The sequence below is a fragment of the Idiomarina sp. genome, from assembly GCF_048260185.1.
Lineage (GTDB): Bacteria > Pseudomonadota > Gammaproteobacteria > Enterobacterales > Alteromonadaceae > Idiomarina.
Window position 1 is genome coordinate 414445 of sequence record NZ_JBLXHB010000001.1, and the last position, 20340, is coordinate 434784.

Here is a 20340-nt window from a genome sequence, read left to right on the forward strand (position 1 = left end):
TTCTCCTGGAACTTAGTTAACAGTGCCAACATCATAGCGGACAGATGCCGTCTTGGAAAATGCCATACTGGCAAAAGTTTACGGAACCTTCTTGGCAAGTTACGTTCCTATCACTTGTGTTTCGTCAGGGCTGGCATTACCATTGGAGCCCCAATTTAGGACTTGGAGAATGTATGCTTAAGGGCAGTATTGTCGCTTTAGTTACCCCTTTTACAAAATATGGCAATGTTGATTACAGTGAACTTGAGTTTCTGGTCAACAAACATTGCGAAGCGGGTACCGACGCTATTGTAGCGGTTGGCACGACAGGGGAGTCAACAACCTTAACGCATGAAGAACATATCGCTGTCGTTAATGCCATGGTCGAGCTCAGTGCCGGCCGCATCGATATCATTGCTGGAAACGGTTCAAACTCGACCAGTGAAGCCGTGCAACTGACAGAAAAAATGACCCAGGCGGGTGTAAGTGGTTTCTTAAATGTTACGCCATACTACAACAAGCCTTCTTTAACAGGCTTAATTGCACATTATAAGGCTTGTGCTGATGCCTCTGATAAACCCCAGATTCTATATAATGTTCCGGGGCGTACCAGTCTTGATATGACACCTGACATGGTCGAACAGTTGGCAAAAATTGATAACGTTATTGGTATAAAAGAAGCCACCGGTGACGTGAGTCGGGTGCAGGAACTTAAAAAACGCTGCGGCGATGACTTTATCTTATTAAGCGGTGACGACCCTACTGCACGCGAATTTATGTTTGCCGGTGGTCATGGTGTTATCAGTGTCACCGCTAATATTGTTCCTGCCAAAATGAAAGAGCTGGTAACGGCGGCACTTGCTGGTGATAAAGAAAGTGCAAACCAAATCGATGCTGAGCTGGAACCATTGCATAATATGTTATTTGTTGAATCCAACCCCATTCCGGTAAAATGGTCGCTCGCTTTAATGGGCTGGGTCAGCGCAAATTATCGTCTGCCACTGACACCTCCGGAAGAGAGTAATCAACAGTTGATTGAGTCAGTGTTACAGAAAGCAAACCTACTGAATATTCAGGAGTCGTAATGAAATTGTCTCGCCTTGCGTGGATGGGCGTAGCTGCCGTAGTTGTAACAGGTTGTTCGTCGGTAGAAAAAGAACGTGCCAGCGGCGGGTTTGAATATGTGAACATTCAACCTACTGCCACACTGAATATTCCGGATGGCCTGCAAAAGCCGGAAAAAGGAACTCAGTATCAAATTCCGGATACCGACATTGCACCGGCACCAGTCGGTTATAAAGTCAATATCATGGCTCCTCAGCAGGTTCGCCCTATTGGGTTGGGTAGCCGGGTTTTAGAAACCGAGACCGAAACCCGGGTGTATTTCGATATCGTCGATGGCATGGGCGATTCAGTAACCGAATTTGTTCGTCAGGCGGCATTTGATGTACTGGAAAGACGCGACATTGAATGGGAAGAAGCTGGTGATAACCGCTGGCTTACTGAGCAAATGACGGTTCAGCAGACCATTGAGGGCGACAGCGGCTTTTTTGGGTTTGGCGGAGAGAGCGACAGCGATCTGGAAAGAACCTTTCGTTACGAGCTGACTCAGGAAACTGAGTCGCATCAACGCAGCACCGGGTTACGAGTTGATATTAACGACTTTACTCAGGTTGTTGGTGGTGAAGAGCAAGAAGTAGCACCTTTGATTGTTCGCAATCTGGAAGCTGACTTACTCAATGCGATTATTTCGGAAGTTAACCGGAAACAACAACTGGCAGTAGCTCGTGAAAAAGCCGCCGGTATTGAAACTAGCTTGTCAAAAGCTGCAGAAGGGCATTCAGTTTTCATTGTTGAAGACAATTTTGAGCAAGCATGGCCATTAGTTAATTTGGCTCTTCAGAATATTGGTTTTGAGGTTGAAGATTTAAACCGCGAGACAGGAACCTATTTTGTTGAGTACAGCGAACCCGGTAGCGGCTTCCTGTTCATTGGTGGTGATGACTACGAAGACCTGGGTATTGCCGAAGGTGAATACGAATTCCGGTTACTGGAAGACGGTGAAAATACCTCGGTAACGGTTTACCAGGGTGAGGAAATTGTTTCTGACGAATGGATTAATCAAGTATTTGAAGCCTTTAAAAACGCTGTTAAACAGCAAAGCCAACTTTAACTTAAGCGCGAGTGGAACGATTCATGGAAAAACGCAGTGAACTGTATCGGGGAAAAGCAAAGACGGTCTACCATACCGACGATCCTAACCGCCTGGTGCTGGAGTTTCGTAATGATACTTCAGCGTTCGACGGCGAAAAGGTTGAACAGCTTGATGACAAAGGCATGGTGAACAACAAGTTTAACCATTTTATTATGTCGAAGTTGGAAGAAGCTGGTATTCCGACTCAGTTAGATGAGCGTTTGAGTGATACCGAGTCTTTGGTTAAGAAATTGGACATGATCCCGGTAGAATGTGTTGTCCGTAATGTGGCCGCTGGTTCTCTGGTGCGTCGTTTAGGTGTTGAAGAAGGTAAAGAATTAAACCCACCGACCTTTGAGTTTTTCTTAAAGAACGATGCGCTGCACGACCCTATGGTCAATGAATATCATATCCAGGCCTTTGGCTGGGCAACAGCAGAGCAAATTGAGAAAATGAAAGAGCTCACCTTTAAAGTGAACGACGTTCTAAAAGCTCTGTTTGCTGATGCTGGTCTTCTGTTGGTGGATTACAAGCTTGAGTTTGGTGTGTTTGACGGCCAGATTATGCTGGGTGATGAATTCACTCCAGATGGCTGCCGCCTTTGGGACGCAGAGACACGCGAGAAGCTCGATAAAGACCGTTTTCGCCAGGGCTTAGGTGGTGTTGTTGAAGCCTACCGTGAAGTTGCTAAGCGCCTTGGCGTAACGCTGGATTAGTCTTTATTTTTAGTGTCCTGGTCGGAGTCATCTTCGGTTTTAGATGATTTCGTACCAGGCCATTTAAACTTAGCGGTATACTTCAGCACCATTAGGTTACTCAAAACCACACCGACTACCAATAATATTATTAGCCACACCAAATAGTTGTCCATCCGTCATCCTCCGTTATCGTATCAATGTACTGATTTTTTATTTGAGCCAGATTCTCCAGAATAATGGATTTTCCCTCGATGGCTAACGAGTCTATGGTTTCTGCTAACAGCTCAAGGCTCAATTGCTTATGGCATGGCTGTGAGAGGGCCCGGTAGCTCATGTGCCAGGGTTCCTGTGCAACACCGCCCTGATAGCGTGCATAGGGAAAGAAAAAGCCACTTTCGTGGGCATGCCGGGTTAACCATTGCCAAAGTTCATGGCAAGGCCCGGATTCGTCAATGTACTCGCCTGGAACTAATTGCAATTTCAGTTCACTGTCCTGAAAAGGGCGGGGGTCATAAATATCGAAATCACTTCCCCAATGATGACGACTACTTCCCGGTAACGCAGACCAATGCAAAATTGCATGCATTTTCTCAACGTCGTTTAAGTTTGCTACATCCAGTAGTTTGCCCTCTTTGGAGCGAAGGGGCAGCTTACCCCGCCATTTTCTATTCCAGATAGACAGTTGCCTGTCCAGTGAGCGGAAACCACTGGCTATAGCCAGTTTAATACCCTCAGCCGCTGCTGCTTTTTGCATGGCGAGATAAGCTTCTGCTGTATCAGGATGCAGTTTATGCCCATCTAATGCCGTTAAGTGTGTTTCGCAGGCACCTGTCAGTTCTGTGCTGCTTAACATAAAAGCTTCTCCAGACAGCGGTAATAGACATCACTGAGTTTATCCAAATCACTGGCTTTAACGCATTCGTTCACTTTGTGAATGGTAGCATTTACGGGGCCCAGCTCAACGACCTGAGCACCGGTTGGTGCAATAAAGCGCCCGTCGGACGTGCCACCTGCAGTAGAGAGGGTAGTTGAAAACCCGCATTCGTGTTCAATTGCCGCCTGCACGGCTTCAACTAATGCGCCTGATTCAGTTAGAAAGGGTGGTCCGTTAAGCTTCCATTGCAGGTTGTATTTTAACGAGTGCTTATCGAGAATGGCTTCTACTCGTGCCTTAATTTTTTCGGCTGTGAGCTCTGTCGAGAAGCGGAAGTTAAACTGAGTATCAATACGTCCGGGTATAACATTACCGGCACCGGTTCCTGCCTTAATGTTAGATACCTGAAAGGTGGTTGGCGGAAAACTGGCGTTACCTTTGTCCCACTCTTCATTAATTAGCTCACTGAGCGCAGGTGCAAGATCATGTACCGGGTTTTTTGCTAAATGAGGGTAAGCAACGTGACCCTGTATGCCTAATACGGTTAAGTCTCCGGTCAAGCTGCCTCGGCGCCCGTTTTTAACTATGTCACCCAGGTTGTCAGTACTGGAAGGCTCTCCGACAATACACCAGTCTATGTTTTCTTTGCGTTCCTGCAGCGTTTCAATGACACGCTTGGTGCCGTTAATAAACGGGCCTTCCTCGTCACTGGTTATTAGAAAGCCTATGTCAGCATCCACATTCGGGTAGTCTTTAATAAATCGCTCAGTGGCAGTTATCATCGCCGCCAGGCTGCCTTTCATATCAGCGGCTCCGCGCCCGTATAAATACCCTTCGTGCGTGGTAGGTTCAAACGGCGGGAACTGCCAGTCATTGATGTCGCCGGGCGGAACAACGTCGGTATGGCCAGCAAAGCAAAACAGTTTACGGCCTTGCCCGCGGCGAGCCCACAAGTTAGTGGTGTCTTCAAATATCATAGACTCAAGGTTAAAGCCCATAGCCGCAAGCCGTTCACCGATAAGCTGCTGACAGCCTTCGTCTTCCGGTGTAATGGACGGGCGGGAAATGAGCTCACGGGCAAGCTTCAATGTCTCTGAACTCATAAGTAGCGTTCGCTCCAGAGTTTCTCATTAAAACCACAATGAACAGCCTGACCGGACTCCACTAACGGACGTTTAAACAGGGTTGGTTGTTCGGCAACTAATTCCGCTATGGCATTAGCGTCATTAACAGATTTTTGCTCATCTGACAGGTTCCGCCAGCTGGTGCTGCGCTTGTTCAATAAAGATTCCGCCGGTAGCTTTTGTAACCAACCGCTAACGGTTTCTTTTTGCAGTGGCTGCTGGCGAACATCAATAAATTCGTAATCGACTTCGTTTTTATCTAACCATTTAAGTGATTTTTTAACGGTGTCGCAGTTTTTAATGCCATAAACGCGCAACATAGGTACAGCTCCTGTCGATGTTAATAAGTAATAAGTGGACTGTCTTTCGCAGTAATAAGTCCTGGGTTTAGCCATTCGGGTGATTCGCTATCGTGCCCCGAATTCAATGAACAAAGCAAAACAGCAAGGCGTTGTTGTGAAGATTTCAAGCTGCGCAGTAATGACTGGTTAATCTTAACCAGAGGATCACCACACTTAACCTCTGTCTGTTCGCGACAAAGCACAGTTAAAGCGGCGTGGTTGCCGAACGCATCGCCGGAACCTATGACTAACTGTAGGGAATAGGTGTCGTTTAAGCGTAACGACAAGTAATCGCCACTACTGCTGATATGGGTTAGCGAGCCATCAGCCGGGGAATATAGCGTGCTGCCGGTCATCTCTATGACAATGCCTTTGCCAAGCAGGCCATGCTGGCATACTGCAGCTGAAGGTTGTGCTGCTATGATGCGACCGGTAACCGGTGCATAAAGAGAAGGAAGCTGACTTGTTGTCACTGCTGACACCATGCGACTGACTAATTCAGGTAGTATAGTGGCAAAGCTAAAGCTTAGGTGCAACTGTATCCACATTAACTGTGGATATCTTTGTGAACTACACGGTTGTAACAGTGTAACAGATTGAAAAATAAAGATAATATTAAAAGTGTGAATATCGTACAATAGCTCAGTAATCGATTATAATTACAGCAGGTTTGTCTAAGAGGTCACCATGAGTCGTTCATTTTTTGCGGTTTTAAGAGATGGAAAGAGGTATGCCGATAAATGGCCTCATCATTCAGTTGTTGCCGCAATGGCAGAGTCGCGAATTATCCCCATAACTCGCAAAGCCATTAGCTGGACTCCGGGAATAGCGGTACTCAATGCTGCGCTGACCTGGCAGTTTATGCCTCAGGAGCAGTTAGCCCCAGGGCTGATGTTGTCACTCATTATGTTGAGCTTACCCTTGCAGGGCTTGTACTGGCTTGGCTGGCGTTCCAGACAACAGTTAAAGCCAATGTTACGGAGTTGGTATAAAGAGCTGAGAGATAAACTGAGAAAGCAGGGCGTTGAGTGTCAGCCTCAGGGTGAAAAAGGCCCTGAATATATGGATTTGGCGATTATTTTGCGTAAAGCACTGGAAACATTGCCGCCGGAAGAGCATTAAGGCCAGCCGACGGCAAAATAATTATTAGTCTTTGAATGTAGACCAGACGGGGGCATGATCAGAAGGTTTTTCTATGCCTCTGAGTTCATAGTCTATACCGCTGTCTTCGCATTGCCCGGCAAGAGCTTTAGTGGCAAGAATAAGGTCGATGCGTAAGCCACGGTTGTCATCAAAGCCACGTGAGCGGTAATCAAACCAACTGAACTGGTTATCCACATCCGGGTTCAACTGACGGTACGTATCAGTAAAACCCCAGTCCATTAATTTTTGTATCCATTCCCGCTCTTCCGGAAGGAAGCTGCATTTCCCGGTTTTAAGCCAGCGTTTGGCGTTGTTCTCGCCAATGCCAATATCTAAATCGATACGGGATATATTCACATCACCCATAACAATCACTGGCTGCTCCGGCGAAAGATCGTTATCCAGATAGCTCATTAAGTCCTGATAAAACTTTTCTTTAGCTGGAAATTTCGTAGGGTGGTCACGGCTTTCGCCCTGCGGGAAATAGCCATTTAAAATACGTACATGGCTACCGTCCGCTAGCGGATAATCACCCATTATCATGCGCCGCTGTGCTTCATCATCGTCGGTAGGGAAACCAAACTGCGGGTTTTCCAGTGGCTTTTTACTGAGCATGGCCACGCCGTAATGACCTTTCTGACCGTGGTAAATAACGTGATAACCCATGGCTTCCACGTCTTTTAGTGGAAACTGGTCGTCGTGCACTTTGGTTTCCTGCAGGCCGATAACATCGGGCTGGTGTTTATCAATTAATGCCTGTAACTGATGCAGTCGCGCTCGTATACCATTGATATTGAATGAAATGATTTTCATGAAATGTCCTGTAAATAAGCTTCTTTATGGGGTTAGGATAACACAGCAAAGCGCAAACTTGGGATGCGAAAACGACAGAAAATTCGTATACTCGGACGATGCTTTTCAGAGGGGTACTAGCGTGCAGAATGTGTTGAATAATCTGGGCATGATGATCCGCCCACATTTTTACGAACTGGCTATGGCGATCATTGCCACACTACTGGTTATTTATGGTGCTGAAGTAAACCGCATGGTGAAAAGGCAAGTGGCGCACTGGCACTTTGTGTTCAGAACCTTAGTCTTCATTGTGGTGTGTGCTTTTGGTTACGGTTGGCTAACCGTCTGGTTTACGCCGGTTTTGGCGGGTTGGTTAAGTCTTATTCCCTTGCATTTACTGGCAGTCAGTACCATTGGAATACTCTTTTTCTTAGGTTTTCTTGCGGAAAGAAAGCGGCAACTGTAAGACAGGGATGTTGTATGACAGATTGGATTAATATAAAGGCCGGGTCATTGGCTTATCAGCATATTCAGGAGCAGGGGCTAAAGGCCGACGACATTGGTTTGCTATTAGGTGCTTCCGGCGGACCGAAGTGGTTTGTGCTTCAGGGGCTTGATAAATGGATGTTCGGTGAATTCTTTAAAGACAAGAAAGAGCCGCTGAATACCCTGGGGACTTCCGCAGGTGCCTGGCGCTTCGCAGCATTGGGGCAGCAGGACCCGGTTGCCGCCAGTGATTTATTTTGTCGTTTATACAGAACCCAGACTTACAGCGCGAACCCCGACCGGAATGAAATTACCAGTGAAGCTAAAGCCTTGCTGGCTAAGTACGTTCCTGATCAGGCGGTAACAGAAATACTGGGGCAGTCGGCGGTAAGACACCATTTTATTGTGGCGCGTTGCCGCGGTTGGACAGCTGCCGAAACGAAAAAGCAAATGCTGGGGTTGTTAAGTTCCGCTTTTGCTAACAGTGTGAATCGCCGTTGGTTAGGCCGCTTTTATGAGCGTGTTATCTTTCATCACCCGCAGTCAGACTTAAGCTTTACAAAAGGCTGGAACGATTTACCGACACATCATGTTGAACTGACCCAAAGTAACTTTCAGCAGGCGTTGCTGGCGACCGGTTCAATTCCTTTGGTACTGGACGGTGTGGTTGATATTCCCGGAGCACCGGAAGGCATTTATCGTGATGGCGGTGTTACCGATTATCACTTTGACCTGGACTTCTCTGACGTGAATGGTTTGGTGCTTTACCCTCACTTTCATAAAGAAGCCATTCCTGGCTGGTTTGACAAACGCTTGAGTTGGCGCAGAACCACCGGTAAGAAATGGCCCGGCGTGGTGTTTATTACGCCGTCGGAAGACTTTATTCAGTCACTACCTTACGGGAAAATTCCCGATCGCACCGACTTTGCTAAACTGGATGCTGCAACTCGTATTGATTACTGGGAAAAAGCGGTGGATGCAGGAAAACGTATGGCGGATCAACTTCAGGATTGGGTTGCTACCGGAAAAATACGAGAAAAAACAAAATTGTGGTTACCTTAAATTACAACCCATGTATGTCAAAACTGGCGTCGCAAATTTGTTCAAAGCGCTCGGCGGCAAGCTGGCGGGCGCTATTTAATTGTCTTGCCGTCAGCTTGTGTAGAAAACCATCAATGATTTTAGCGGCTTCGCTTTCACCGGCCCGGTCCGCTAAGGTTAGCCAGCAGCACGCGTGAAAAATGCTCTCTGGTAAGTCCTTACCTTGTAAAAACATTTGCCCTAAGTACAACATGGCCTTGCTGTGGCCAAATAACGCCGCACGGCGAAAGTGCTTGGCGGCTTCAAATCCTTGATCGGCTTTAAGTAAGTCTGCGGCTCGCACGTAATGATGCTTGGCAAAACGTTGCCAGTATTCAGGCCCACGAATCGTTGGCTTTTGTCGACCGGGCAAACGGGTTTGCGCCAACTCTATGAGTTGATCAACTTGTGTTAGTAGTGCGGTTTGCCATTCATTGACGTTTGCCTGGGTCATCCGAGTTTCGTTGTTTTTATGTTATTGTTTTTGCCAGTGTACACCAAGTTGCTACTGCGGCAAACTGGTTACGATAAAGCCTTTAAAGTGAGTCCGAATAGATGACAACACGTATTTCCAATGAAAATCTAGCCGCTTTGCTGAATGTCGGAAGTCATTTAAGTCTGTTTATCTGGGAAGATGCTCAGGGATGGCCAGTACGTTTTGTTTCAGACAACATAGAAAGTCTTTTAGGCTATAAAAAAGCGCGTTTAGAAAGTCATGAAATTCAGTACCGGGATCTTATTCATCAGGACGATTTGCCGCGCGTAATGGAAGAAGTTAATTCACTTCTCAGCAACGAGTCAGGAGCATCTTTATCGCATGAAGACTACCGGGTAAAGCATGCCAACGGGCATGACATTTGGGTATCTGACACCACGATACTATTACGTTATGAAGATGGTAAGAACCATCTTTATGGTTATCTAATTGATGTGACTGAGCGCAAGCAACTGCAAATTGCGCTTGAAATGGAACGCAATCGGTTACAGCTTATTTTAGATGCGACCCGCTTAGGTACCTGGGAATGGAATCCGCAAACCGGCGTTACTATTTTTAACCAACGCTGGGCGAATATGTTTGGCTGGGACGCCCGCGAGCTGGAAACTAATGTAGAAAGCTGGTCGAGCCGGTTACACCCGGAAGATTACGATGACGTATGGCAGGCGATTAAGAATCATCTGGACGGAGTAACGCCTTTTTATGAAAGTCTTCATCGCATAAGGCACCGTGATGGTCATTGGGTTTATGTATTGGATCGCGGAAAAATCATAGAGCGGGACAACGAAGGCAGGGCCATTCGCTACACCGGAACGGTCACCGATGTGACGGAACAGAAAAAAGCTGAGTTAGATGCGTTAAAAGCCGCTCATGCAAAAAATGTGTTCCTGGCGAATATGTCACACGAAATCCGGACGCCACTACACGGTATACTGGGTATTGCGTCTGTGCTGGAGTCAACTGACCTCAACCCCTATCAACAACAATTGCTGAGCACAATAAAGAACAGCGGCGATTATCTGCTGACAACGTTGAACGACGTGCTCGATTTAACCCAGGCCGAAGAGGGGCAGTTAAAAGTCAAAAGAGGCGTTCACTCGCCGACAAAAGTGTTAAACCATGTTATTCAGCTATTTAACCAGCCGGTAAAAGATAAAGGTCTGGAATTTATTATTGATATTGCGGCCGATATCCCGGAGCGAACCTTAATGGATCGGGCTCGTATTGCTCAGGTGGTCAGTAATTTAGTCGGCAATGCTTTAAAGTTTACCGAGCGAGGCTCCATAACGATTAAAGCCTGTTGGGAGGCTAACAGCGAAAAGCCAGATGAGGGCGACCTTGTTGTTAAGGTTCAGGATACCGGAGTTGGTATTTATGATACTCAACGTATTTGGCAACTTTTTGAGCAGGAACAGGACGGGTTGAATCGCCCGGAAGGAGGCAGCGGACTCGGGCTTGCCATAGTACGTAACCTGGTGCAGTTATTAAACGGCACTATTCAGGTGGATAGCAAACCTGAACAGGGTTCCTGCTTCACGCTTTGTATACCAATGAGCGTTAAGCCTGAAAGTGCACACCAGACAGAGCAGAATGATGTACCCAGGCTATCGAAAAAACAGGTTCTGGTCGTTGATGACAATAAAATCAACCAACTGATAATAAAAGAAATGCTGCTATCGCTTAACCAATATGTCGATTTGGTAAGTGATGCTCATAATGCGTTAAAGATGATGCAGGCCAGAGACTACGACGTGCTGTTTATGGATCTTCATATGCCGCATATGGACGGTATGGAGGCGACCAGAACGTTGCGGGAAATGCACATTCACCAACCTTATGTGATTGCGCTTACTGCGGATGCCTACCCTGAGACACGAACCGAGGCGTTGCGTTCCGGCATGGACGATTACGTGACAAAACCCTTTGTCAAAGCCGATATAGCCAGAGTGCTTGAGCGCTTCGATATGCTGTTATCCAGAAAGCCCACTGATTAGCACCGCCAGAGTGTCTGTTGTACCATAGGCTTAGTTTTAAGCTTAATGTAAGGGATATGGAATGGATTTTAGCAGTAGCTCTCAGTATGTCGTGTCGCAAGAACTGGCGACAGCCGTTAACGCCGCCGTAACACTGGAGAAACCATTATTACTAAAAGGTGAGCCGGGCACGGGTAAAACTCGTCTTGCCGAAGAACTGGCAAATGCTTTAGATACCGAGCTGCTGCAATGGTCAATTAAGTCCACTACGAAAGCGCAGCAGGGTTTGTATGAGTACGACGCTGTCTCTCGTTTGCGTGATAGTCAGCTGGGCAGTGAAAAAGTACACGATATTAGTAACTACATTCGACCGGGCAAATTGTGGCAGGCGTTTACCGCGGAAAAACGTCCCGTTCTGCTCATTGATGAAATCGATAAAGCGGATGTTGAGTTTCCGAATGACTTATTGCACGAACTGGACCAAATGGCGTTCCACGTTTATGAAACCGGTGAGCAGATTAAAGCCGAGCAGCGACCCATTGTACTTATTACCTCGAACAATGAAAAAGCCTTGCCCGATGCGTTTTTACGCCGCTGCTTTTTCCACTATATTCAGTTTCCCGACAGTGACACATTAAAAGCCATTGTCGATGTCCATTTCCCGAATTTACACCGTGATTTACTGGATACCGCGCTAGCGCTGTTCTTTGAGTTGAGAGATGTGCCCGGGCTGAAGAAAAAGCCATCGACATCGGAGTTACTGGACTGGCTGCGCTTATTACTGGTAGAAGATATTGATGCCAATGAATTGCGCAAAAGCCGAGAACAAGGCGGTTTACTGCCGTTATCCGGCGCCTTACTTAAGCACGAACAAGATGTGGAGCGCTTAGCTGAATACGCTCGCATTCAACGGCGCTAATTCACGCTATGTTTATTGATTTTTTTCAAACCCTGCGGCGGCACGGACTAAAAACCAGTATTACCGAATGGCTGGATTTACTTAGTGCTATGAAAGCAAACTTAGCTTTTGCCGATGTAGAGCAATTTTATTATTTATCGCGGCTTATTCTGGTAAAAGATGAGTCCCAGTATGACAAGTTCGACCGTGCTTTCAGCGAGTATGTGGATAAAGTTGCTAAGGTTGATGTGACTGAGAAAATCCCGAAAGACTGGTTAGAGAACGCGCTGAAACGCAATCTGAGCGATGAAGAAAAGAGTAAGGTTCAGCAGCTGGGCAGTCTGGATGAGCTCATGAAAACCTTTCAGGAGCGCTTAAAAGAACAACAAAAGCGTCACCAGGGCGGCTCAAAGTGGATAGGCACCGGCGGAACTTCGCCTTTTGGTGCGTATGGCTATCACCCCGGCGGCATTCGCATTGGACAGGACGGCAATCGGAACCGCAGCGCAGCTAAAGTATGGGACAAGCGCGAGTTCCGAGATCTGGACGATAATGCCCGGCTTGAGCAGCGAGGCTTTCAGGTGGCACTCAGGAAGCTGCGCCAGTTTGCCCGCACCGGTGCCGCGACTGAGCTCGATTTAAACGGCACCATTGAAGCCACCTCAAAAAAAGGCGGTTTACTTGATTTGAAGTGGCAGTCCGAACGTCATAATGCGGTTAAAATTATTCTGCTGTTAGACGTTGGCGGTTCAATGGACGACTACGTGTACCAGTGCGAGCAGTTGTTCAGCGCATTAAAAAACGAGTTCAAGCATCTGGAGTTGTTTTACTTTCATAACTGCGTGTATGAAGGCGTGTGGCGGGAGAATTCGCGCCGGCGTGAGGAGCAAATTTCGACTGAGCAGTTAATTCAGACTTATGGCGAGGACTATAAGCTGCTATTTGTCGGCGACGCTACTATGGGGCCGTACGAAATAGCGTATCCGGGGGGCAGTGTCGAGCACTGGAATGAAGAGCCCGGCGAAGCATGGATAAACCGGCTGACTCGTCATTTTGAAAAAGTCGCCTGGCTGAACCCGCAGCCAGAGGAGCATTGGCGTTATTATATGTCGGTAAGAATGATTCATGACTTAGTGGGTGGAAGAATGTATCCATTGACTCTCGATGGACTTGAAAGGGCGATGAGCAGACTGCGATGACACCTTTACTGCCGGCATGCCCGGACAATCAGTTTCAATTATTAGGCAATGCTCACCGGGCGCTGGTTGAACGAGTGAGGTTAATACGCCAGGCCCGGCACCATATTGCGTTACAGTACTATTTGTGGCGCCCTGACAGCAGTGGTCTCACTATGCTGAAGGAGTTACTGGATGCAGTTGAGCGTGGTGTTCGGGTTGATCTCCTGCTGGATGATTTGCACAGCAAACCATTAGAGCCATTATTACGGGACTTATCTTCCCGCACTAATTTTAATATAAAGTTTTTTAACCCTTTTAAACACAGACGCTGGCGCTGGTTAAACTGGTTAACCGACTTTAAGCGCATGAACCGACGAATGCACAATAAATCCATGCTGGTAGATTCTGAAGTGGGTATTGTCGGCGGACGAAATATTGGTAACGAGTATTTCGGCACCCATGCCGGACAATTGTTTTATGATCTTGATGTTATTGCGAAAGGTAAAATTGTTAAAAGGTTACTTGAGGACTGGCAGCAATACTGGGACTGCGCTTTATCGATTGGGGTTAATGCAATAAGGTCGTCGGATAAACCCAGATTGTTTAACGACATTTGGAAGGGTTATCAAAAGCAACCGGAACTTAGAGATTTGCACCAGTTTGTGCTTTCCGATGAACACCTCACTGACAAGCCCGAAAGTGACACCGAAACCTGGTATCAGGCAAGCGCAACGGTTGTCAGCGATGATCCTCTAAAGGCTCAGCCTGATAGCAAACCCAGCCGTCTGGTAACGCAGCAGCTGGCACAAACCCTGGGTTTGGCAAAGCAATCTATTGTTATGGTCTCTCCTTATTTTGTGCCGACACCTGCGGGTGTTAAAGAGCTGGAGAATTTATCGGAGCAAGGCGTAAAAGTTCGCGTGCTGACGAATTCACTGGCTGTGACTGATGTTCCGGCCGTGCATGCGGGCTACCAGCGACATCGACGTCGTCTGTTGTTGTCAGGTGTAAAACTGTTTGAACTGAAACGAACAGAGGAAAAACCTTTACGCAAAAATGTGCGTCCTTATTTTAGGCGTTCGGCGTCTAGCCTGCATGCTAAAACGGTGACAGTGGACAATGAAAAAGTTTTTGGTGGTTCATTTAATTTTGACCCGCGTTCAGCGCAAATTAATACAGAGTCAGGGCTTCTAATTGAGTCGGTGGAAATGGCGAAAAGAATTAACGCAATGTTTGAGCACGAATTGCCATTACGAACCTATGAGGCTCGAATCAACCGTTTTTATAAGCTGTACTGGCTGGATAAAAGTAAAATACCGGCGTTACGACTGTATAAAGAGCCGGGAGCCGGTATTTGGCGACGTCTGGCGGTTTGGTTAACCGCCCGGTTACCGGTTGATCATTTACTCTAGTTTAGAGTTGTTGGGCAACCCAACGTTTCACCTTACGCTCAAGCACAGTAAGCGGAACGGCGCCGTCTTCTAAAACCACACGGTGAAAGGCTTTGATGTCAAAGTTTTTACCGAGCTTTCTTTCTGCTTCGCGGCGCAGCTCACTAATTTTTAGTTGCCCAATTTTGTAAGCCAGTGCTTGTCCGGGCAGTGCCATAAAGCGTTCCGCTTCAGATACAGCCCTTGCTTCGGCGACCGGTGCGTTGTCGTACATGTAATCCAGCACCTGCTGGCGGCTCCAGCCTTTTGCATGAATGCCGGTATCAACCACTAGCCGAATAGACCGCCACAGTTCGGCCGCAAGCTGACCAAAACGTTGGTATGGGTCATCATAAAGCCCCATGTCGTAACCCAGAGCTTCCGAATAGAGCCCCCAGCCTTCGGTATAGGCGGTTTCCCGCCCAAATTTACGAAACTTGGGTAAGTCTTCCAGCTCTTGTTGTATAGAAATTTGGAAGTGGTGTCCGGGAGCAGCTTCGTGCAGAAACAAAGCGGTTTTAGCCCAGCTGGGACGAGACGACAAGTCGTAAGTGTTCAGATAAAAAATGGCCGGACGTGAATTATCTGTAGGGGCTGCCTGATAAGACCCTGAGCTCGCCGATTGTTCGCGAAACTCTTCAACTTTACGAATTTCGTATTCGGCTTGAGGGAAGATATCAAACAATTTATCCACGGTATTATCAACGGAACCGCGTAAAGAACGGTAATCCTCCAGCATTTCATTTCTGCTTTCGTAAATGAATTGCTTGTCGTTGGTCATGAAATCGAAGAACGACTGTAAATCGCCTTCAAATTCCGTTTCTTCCATAATGTCACGCATTTCATCATGAATACGGGAAACTTCGTCTTTACCTATTTTATGGATGCGATCAGCACTGAGCTCTGTCGATGTATTGGCTTTTATTTGATAGTCATACCAGCCCTTGCCGCCGGGGAGTTGCCCCAGACCAAAGCTCTCGGTGCGAGTTTCCGGCAAGTACTCGTTACTCAGGTAATCGCTCAGCTTCTGGTAAGCGGGGATGACCGTATTGGTAATAATGTCCCGGTACTGTTTACGAATAGCCTCGGCATCGGTGTCTGCAATGTCGTCTGGTAACTCAGCAACAGGTCGCCAGAAAATACTCTCGGTGACATCCTCTGTAATTTGAGCCTCAATTTGAGGAATGGCTTTTTCAATTAACACCCGGGGTTGAACAATATCCTGTTCAACGCCTTTTTTCATGTTCTCAATGGCCTGATCAAACAGTCTGGGTATTTTTTCCATGCGACTGGCCCAGGCACGATAATCTTCCGTAGTATCGAAGGATTGTGCCGAGGTGCCAGACGCCAGCATCGCGAGTCGTCCGGCAATATTGTAAAACTGATTAATAGGTATCAGATGATCGGGATATTGAGCACTTTCAACAGCCAACTCGCGGTTACGCTTAAAAATTTCGTAGCTAATTCGTTCAGAGCGGGGCAGCTGTTCAGCGTTAATATTCTTAATTTGCTCTAAATAACGCGTTTCTAACTGCAGAGATTTATTCCGGTGTTCTTCGGAGTAGAAGTTAGGTAGCAAATTGTTGTAGCGGTTATCGCCAATGTAAGTGGCTAATAAAGGGTTCAGTTGCAGTTTTTCATCAAAATAGTCGTTATAAATTTCCTGCAATTGGTCGGTTTGAGACGACTGCTTTATTGAACTTGTTTGTGATTCTGAATTTTTGTCTGTTTGCTGCGGTTGTCCACAACCGGCGATAAGCAGCGACAATGAAATAGCGAGAGTGGTTTTCTTTATCATGTTAAATACCTGCTATTGATTATAAGCGATTCAGTGGAACCTTCAGATAAACAGTGCCGTTATCTTCTGCAGGCGGGAGCTGTCCGGCGCGAATGTTTACCTGAATTGATGGAATAATGAGTCGGGGCATATTCAGTGTTGCGTCGCGCTCTTCACGCCATTTCACAAACTGTGCTTCCGTGGCTTTGCCACCAACATGAATGTTATTTCGCTTTTGATCCGCTATCGTCGTTTTGCATTGATGCTGACGTCCTTCTGGCGGATAGTCGTGGCAAATATACACCTCGGTGGTGTCTTCCAGTTCAAACAGTTTCTGAATAGAACGGTACAGGGTACTCGCACTGCCACCCGGAAAATCACATCGGGCAGTGCCAACATCGGGGTTAAAAAGTGTGTCACCGACAAACACTTTGTTTTCATTAATTACGTAGGCAATATCTGCGGGTGTGTGTCCCGGTGTATGTATCACCCGAATTGTCATTGAACCAAGGTGAAAGGTTTCACCGTCTTGCAGAAGTTTGTCAAAATGTTCGCCGTTAGGGAGAAACTCTTTATCCAGATTATAAACCTGCTTAAACGTTTTCTGCACTTCTGTAATGTGTTCACCAATAGCAATAGGTGCCTGAAGATGTTCTTTTAAATAAGGCGCCGCGCTTAAGTGATCAGCATGAGCGTGAGTTTCTAATAACCAGGCAACATTAAGCTTATTGCTTTTTACAAACTCGATAATACGGTTAGCACCTTCTGTATAGGTTTTCCCGGAGGCATAGTCAAAGTCTAGTACCGGATCAATAACAAGGGCATCTTTACTTTCTGAGTCGTAAACGACATAGCTGAAAGTTTCGCTGTCGTTATCTAAAAGCGCCTTAACCTGAATTTTCTCTACTTCACTCATGGTTTTGACTCCACACGGTTGCGGCCTTCACTTTTGGCCTGGTACAGAGCTTTATCTGCAGCAACTAGTAAACTTGAATGATCAGCATAGTCGTAGCTGCTGGCTACACCAATACTAACGGTAATCTTCATATCTTCAACCAAGTCATCAAAGCGGGTTGTAGCAATACGCTCGCGCATTCTCTCACTGGCTTCTCTGGCAATTTCCAGTTCAGAGTTGGTAATGAGAACCGCAAATTCTTCGCCACCCCAGCGGGCAACATAGTCTATGTCTCTTATTTCATCATTTAAAATGTCGGCCAGACGAATAAGCACTTTATCACCGATAGTATGCAAATAGCGGTCATTAACTTCTTTAAAATAATCGACATCAAGAATGGCCAGACTTAAATAGGTTCCGTCGCGTCGACAACGATTAAGTTCATGCTGCAACCGCTCATCAAAGGCCCGACGGTTACCCAGATTGGTCAGCGGGTCTTGTCGAGCCATGGTTTCCAGGTCGGCGGTTTTCTCTTTGACCATTTGTTCGAGTTGCAAACGGGTTCTGTTGTATTGATTAAGGCGCGCCCGAACGATAATCAGAACCAGCAGGGCAGTGATTAAAGAGGCTATAATCCAGAACCAGGGTTGCATCCAAAAATGAGCGGACTGCCGAAATGAAAAGTAGTCGGGCTGACTCCACTGGCCTCCGGGGTATCTTGCTCTTACCTGAAAAACGTAGTCTTTGGCCGGCAAAGTCGTGTATTCAACTGAATTGAATGAGTTTTTATCCACCCAGTCTTCATCAAAACCTTCTAAGCGTACCTGATAATCAATGTGCTCAGCCATAAGGTAACCGGGAGCAACAAATTCAAATACAATGCGATCAGTATCTGCGCTTAATTCTTCGCCAAAAATAACGGTTTCATTGTCCGCCTTTACCGATTCAATATTGACCTCCGGAGGGAGGTTACCAATTTTGGTAATGGTATTCGGGTCAACGACAGAGACGCCTTTACTTGTAGCAAGCCAGATGCGGCCATCGGAGCTTTCGAGAATTGAGGGGCCACCGGTATTAATTTGGGCACTTTCAAGACCATCAACTTCGGTATAACGTTGAAAGTCCAGCGTGTCTGCCTGCCCATTTAAAACCTCTGTAAATGAGTCATGTTCGACCATGATAGGCCCCCGGCTGGAGCCAAGCCAAAGGTTTCCATCGCCGTCAAAGGCAACGGACATAAAATTATCGAAAGGAAGTCCGGTATCACGATTAAAAATTTGCCAGCTATTCTTATCGATATTATGAACAATAAGCCCACGGTCGGTTGCCATCCAGAGATAATCGCCCCGCTCAGTGATATGAAAGGCGAGCTGTGCATTATTAAGATGGGTTAAATCAATGGGGTTAATTTGATAGTTAAAACCTTCATCTTCGGCAATAACTTCTATTTGCGCGACTCCGCCACCGGAGCTCACCCAAAGCTTCCCATGCTTATCCAGATACAGCGCCATAACAAAGTCATTCGACAGCACATCTTTTAAGGGAATATGCTGTGATACCCAGGTGTTTTCTGCATTTTTGTACAAGTGGGTGACACCATTGGGTGTGGCCAGAAAAACTCCCAGTTGCGCATTGAGCGCTATTTGCCGCACTTCATTCGATTGAAGCAAGTCGTCACTAGTGAAATGTCGGGTAACTTTTTTACCGTTCCAGATATAGAGACCGTCCGTATAACTGCCGATATAGAGCTTTTGCTCGTCGTCATAAGCCAGAGACAATACGGACAAGTCGCTTAATGCGGTGTTAGCAGCCAGTGGGGTAATATCAAATTCATCAATAACAGAGACTCCAACGCTGGAGCCAACAATAATTTCGCCGTTTTTATTTTCAGCTACGGCTCGGACATAGTCTCCCGTGAGCCCATTTTTAGTGGTATAAGAGGCAAATAAGGAATCTCTGAACTGTACCAGACCGCCGTGCGTTGCTACCCAAAAACTGCCTTCTTTGTCCTGAATAATGTCGAGCACGTGATTATTCGGTAAACCCTGTTTGGTGCTGAATTTTTCGATACCCGACTGGTTTATTCTTATCAAGCCATCCTGGTAGGTTCCTAGCCAGATTTGGTTGTCGGCAGTCTGGAAAATAGTACTTATTCTGCTGTCAATTTCAGGTTTAAAAGCTTCAAACTCGGTATCATTAACCTGTTTATAAAGGCCTTTCTCTGTACCGACGATTAAATGGTTATCGTCTAGCTCGAATAAAGTGATGATAACGTCCTCTGGAATCGTTGTTATATCGATAAACTTCGACTTACCTGCTTTTTTTACCTGTAGACCTTTATTTGTCGCCGCCCAGAGGCTGCCGTCGGAGTCCACAAGCGAGTCAAAAATGAACATAGAATTCAGCCCATGCTCAGTAGTGAACTGAGCAATACGTTCATTATTTTTATAAACCAGTATTCCCAGCGTTGAAGTCGAGACCCAGAGATTGCAGTTACTATCAATGGCTAAATCGTTAACAAAAGGTGGCGCTGACTGAAGTGTTTGCCAATGGCCATCATAAAAACGGGCTATGCCTCCACGGTTACCGGCAACGTATATGCTGCCATCGCAAGGGCTATAAGCTAAGGTATACATACCTATATCGGGTAACCCTGTCTCGCGTAAATTATCGTAGATATCAAAACGACGACCGTTAAAGCGGGTTGGTCCCTGCCAGGTTGCAAACCACAAATAGCCTTTATTATCTTGAATAATTTCATTGATAGAGTTGTGAGGCAAACCGTCGCGGGTTTCCCAGTGTCGAATCAAATAGTCGCTCAGTGGACGTATTTCATTTTCTGCACTATTTTCATCAACAAAAGCTGCCGCCACTGATACCTTCAGAGACAGAAACAGGGCTACCAGCAGTAAGGAAAAATGATACTTCATAGATCTTCAATTATTGAACAGCATTTTTGAATGGTATGTTGTCCCTGACTGG

The 20340-nt window shown here is 46.5% G+C and carries 20 protein-coding genes; 10 read left to right on the top strand and 10 right to left on the bottom strand.

The window, feature by feature from the left end:
• Nucleotides 1–173: 173 nt before the first annotated feature.
• The 3 genes from dapA to purC are packed head-to-tail and all read left to right on the top strand — an operon-like array spanning nt 174 to nt 2889.
• On the top strand, nt 174–1064 hold the full coding sequence (dapA, locus tag ACN0RF_RS02075) for a 4-hydroxy-tetrahydrodipicolinate synthase (protein ID WP_272988459.1): 891 nt from the start codon (nt 174–176) through the stop codon (nt 1062–1064).
• A complete protein-coding gene (gene bamC / locus ACN0RF_RS02080; protein WP_417437900.1) occupies nt 1064–2152 on the top strand; it encodes an outer membrane protein assembly factor BamC in 1089 nt (362 codons plus the stop codon). Before dapA ends, bamC begins: the two co-directional genes overlap by 1 nt.
• A gap of 23 nt (nt 2153–2175) precedes the next feature.
• Nucleotides 2176–2889, top strand: a complete 714-nt coding sequence (gene purC / locus ACN0RF_RS02085; protein WP_342487729.1) for a phosphoribosylaminoimidazolesuccinocarboxamide synthase — start codon at nt 2176–2178, stop codon at nt 2887–2889.
• Here the strand turns inward: purC and ACN0RF_RS02090 are convergent.
• The 5 genes from ACN0RF_RS02090 to ACN0RF_RS02110 are packed head-to-tail and all read right to left on the bottom strand — an operon-like array spanning nt 2886 to nt 5683.
• Nucleotides 2886–3044 carry a DUF2897 family protein gene (locus ACN0RF_RS02090; protein ID WP_342487730.1) on the bottom strand — a complete coding sequence of 53 codons (159 nt, stop codon included), beginning with the start codon at nt 3042–3044 and terminating at the stop codon, nt 2886–2888. The genes purC and ACN0RF_RS02090 overlap by 4 nt on opposite strands.
• Nucleotides 3020–3724, bottom strand: coding sequence for a M15 family metallopeptidase (locus ACN0RF_RS02095; protein ID WP_342487731.1), 705 nt, complete (start codon nt 3722–3724; stop codon nt 3020–3022). Before ACN0RF_RS02095 ends, ACN0RF_RS02090 begins: the two co-directional genes overlap by 25 nt.
• Entirely contained in the window at nt 3718–4848 is a 1131-nt protein-coding gene (gene dapE / locus ACN0RF_RS02100; protein WP_417437901.1) for a succinyl-diaminopimelate desuccinylase, read from the bottom strand. Before dapE ends, ACN0RF_RS02095 begins: the two co-directional genes overlap by 7 nt.
• A complete protein-coding gene (locus tag ACN0RF_RS02105) occupies nt 4845–5189 on the bottom strand; it encodes an arsenate reductase (RefSeq protein WP_342487733.1) in 345 nt (114 codons plus the stop codon). The genes dapE and ACN0RF_RS02105 overlap by 4 nt, the downstream gene beginning before the upstream one ends.
• A 20-nt stretch (nt 5190–5209) precedes the next feature.
• The gene (locus ACN0RF_RS02110) at nt 5210–5683 is read right to left on the bottom strand and encodes a PTS glucose transporter subunit IIA (RefSeq protein ID WP_417437902.1); all 474 of its coding nucleotides are present in this window, start codon (nt 5681–5683) and stop codon (nt 5210–5212) included.
• 214 nt (nt 5684–5897) lie between these two features.
• Between ACN0RF_RS02110 and yfbV the strand changes: the two genes are divergently transcribed.
• A complete protein-coding gene (gene yfbV / locus ACN0RF_RS02115; RefSeq protein WP_253620055.1) occupies nt 5898–6332 on the top strand; it encodes a terminus macrodomain insulation protein YfbV in 435 nt (144 codons plus the stop codon).
• A gap of 24 nt (nt 6333–6356) precedes the next feature.
• On the opposite strand, the gene xthA is transcribed toward yfbV, so the two are convergent.
• Nucleotides 6357–7166, bottom strand: a complete 810-nt coding sequence (gene xthA, locus ACN0RF_RS02120) for an exodeoxyribonuclease III (protein WP_417437903.1) — start codon at nt 7164–7166, stop codon at nt 6357–6359.
• A 121-nt stretch (nt 7167–7287) separates the two neighbouring features.
• Here xthA and ACN0RF_RS02125 point away from each other — a divergent pair, with 121 nt between their 5' ends.
• Together ACN0RF_RS02125 and ACN0RF_RS02130 are read left to right on the top strand one after the other, a co-directional pair.
• The gene (locus ACN0RF_RS02125) at nt 7288–7611 is read left to right on the top strand and encodes a DUF3392 domain-containing protein (RefSeq protein ID WP_253620053.1); all 324 of its coding nucleotides are present in this window, start codon (nt 7288–7290) and stop codon (nt 7609–7611) included.
• Between the two features lie 14 nt (nt 7612–7625).
• Complete coding sequence (locus tag ACN0RF_RS02130; RefSeq protein ID WP_417437904.1) at nt 7626–8693, top strand: alpha/beta hydrolase; 1068 nt, start codon at nt 7626–7628, stop codon at nt 8691–8693.
• A gap of 1 nt (nt 8694) precedes the next feature.
• On the opposite strand, the gene ACN0RF_RS02135 is transcribed toward ACN0RF_RS02130, so the two are convergent.
• Complete coding sequence (locus ACN0RF_RS02135; protein WP_417437905.1) at nt 8695–9165, bottom strand: hypothetical protein; 471 nt, start codon at nt 9163–9165, stop codon at nt 8695–8697.
• Nucleotides 9166–9266: 101 nt separating this feature from the next.
• Between ACN0RF_RS02135 and ACN0RF_RS02140 the strand changes: the two genes are divergently transcribed.
• The 4 genes from ACN0RF_RS02140 (at nt 9267) to ACN0RF_RS02155 (ending at nt 14668) form a co-directional block, all read left to right on the top strand.
• Nucleotides 9267–11201 (top strand): PAS domain-containing protein, encoded by a 1935-nt coding sequence (locus ACN0RF_RS02140; RefSeq protein ID WP_417437906.1) that lies wholly within the window; start codon nt 9267–9269, stop codon nt 11199–11201.
• 61 nt (nt 11202–11262) lie between these two features.
• The gene (locus ACN0RF_RS02145; RefSeq protein WP_273025188.1) at nt 11263–12099 is read left to right on the top strand and encodes an AAA family ATPase; all 837 of its coding nucleotides are present in this window, start codon (nt 11263–11265) and stop codon (nt 12097–12099) included.
• A gap of 8 nt (nt 12100–12107) precedes the next feature.
• Nucleotides 12108–13277 (top strand): vWA domain-containing protein, encoded by a 1170-nt coding sequence (locus tag ACN0RF_RS02150; protein WP_417437907.1) that lies wholly within the window; start codon nt 12108–12110, stop codon nt 13275–13277.
• Complete coding sequence (locus tag ACN0RF_RS02155; RefSeq protein ID WP_417437908.1) at nt 13274–14668, top strand: phospholipase D family protein; 1395 nt, start codon at nt 13274–13276, stop codon at nt 14666–14668. The genes ACN0RF_RS02150 and ACN0RF_RS02155 overlap by 4 nt, the downstream gene beginning before the upstream one ends.
• A 1-nt stretch (nt 14669) precedes the next feature.
• Here ACN0RF_RS02155 and ACN0RF_RS02160 read toward each other — a convergent pair whose 3' ends face one another.
• The 3 genes from ACN0RF_RS02160 to ACN0RF_RS02170 are packed head-to-tail and all read right to left on the bottom strand — an operon-like array spanning nt 14670 to nt 20288.
• The gene (locus tag ACN0RF_RS02160; RefSeq protein WP_417437909.1) at nt 14670–16484 is read right to left on the bottom strand and encodes a DUF885 domain-containing protein; all 1815 of its coding nucleotides are present in this window, start codon (nt 16482–16484) and stop codon (nt 14670–14672) included.
• Nucleotides 16485–16503: 19 nt separating this feature from the next.
• The gene (locus ACN0RF_RS02165) at nt 16504–17379 is read right to left on the bottom strand and encodes an MBL fold metallo-hydrolase (protein WP_417437910.1); all 876 of its coding nucleotides are present in this window, start codon (nt 17377–17379) and stop codon (nt 16504–16506) included.
• Nucleotides 17376–20288: a ligand-binding sensor domain-containing protein gene (locus ACN0RF_RS02170; protein ID WP_417437911.1), complete on the bottom strand. Its 2913-nt coding sequence runs from the start codon at nt 20286–20288 to the stop codon at nt 17376–17378. Before ACN0RF_RS02170 ends, ACN0RF_RS02165 begins: the two co-directional genes overlap by 4 nt.
• Between the last annotated feature and the right edge of the window lie 52 nt (nt 20289–20340).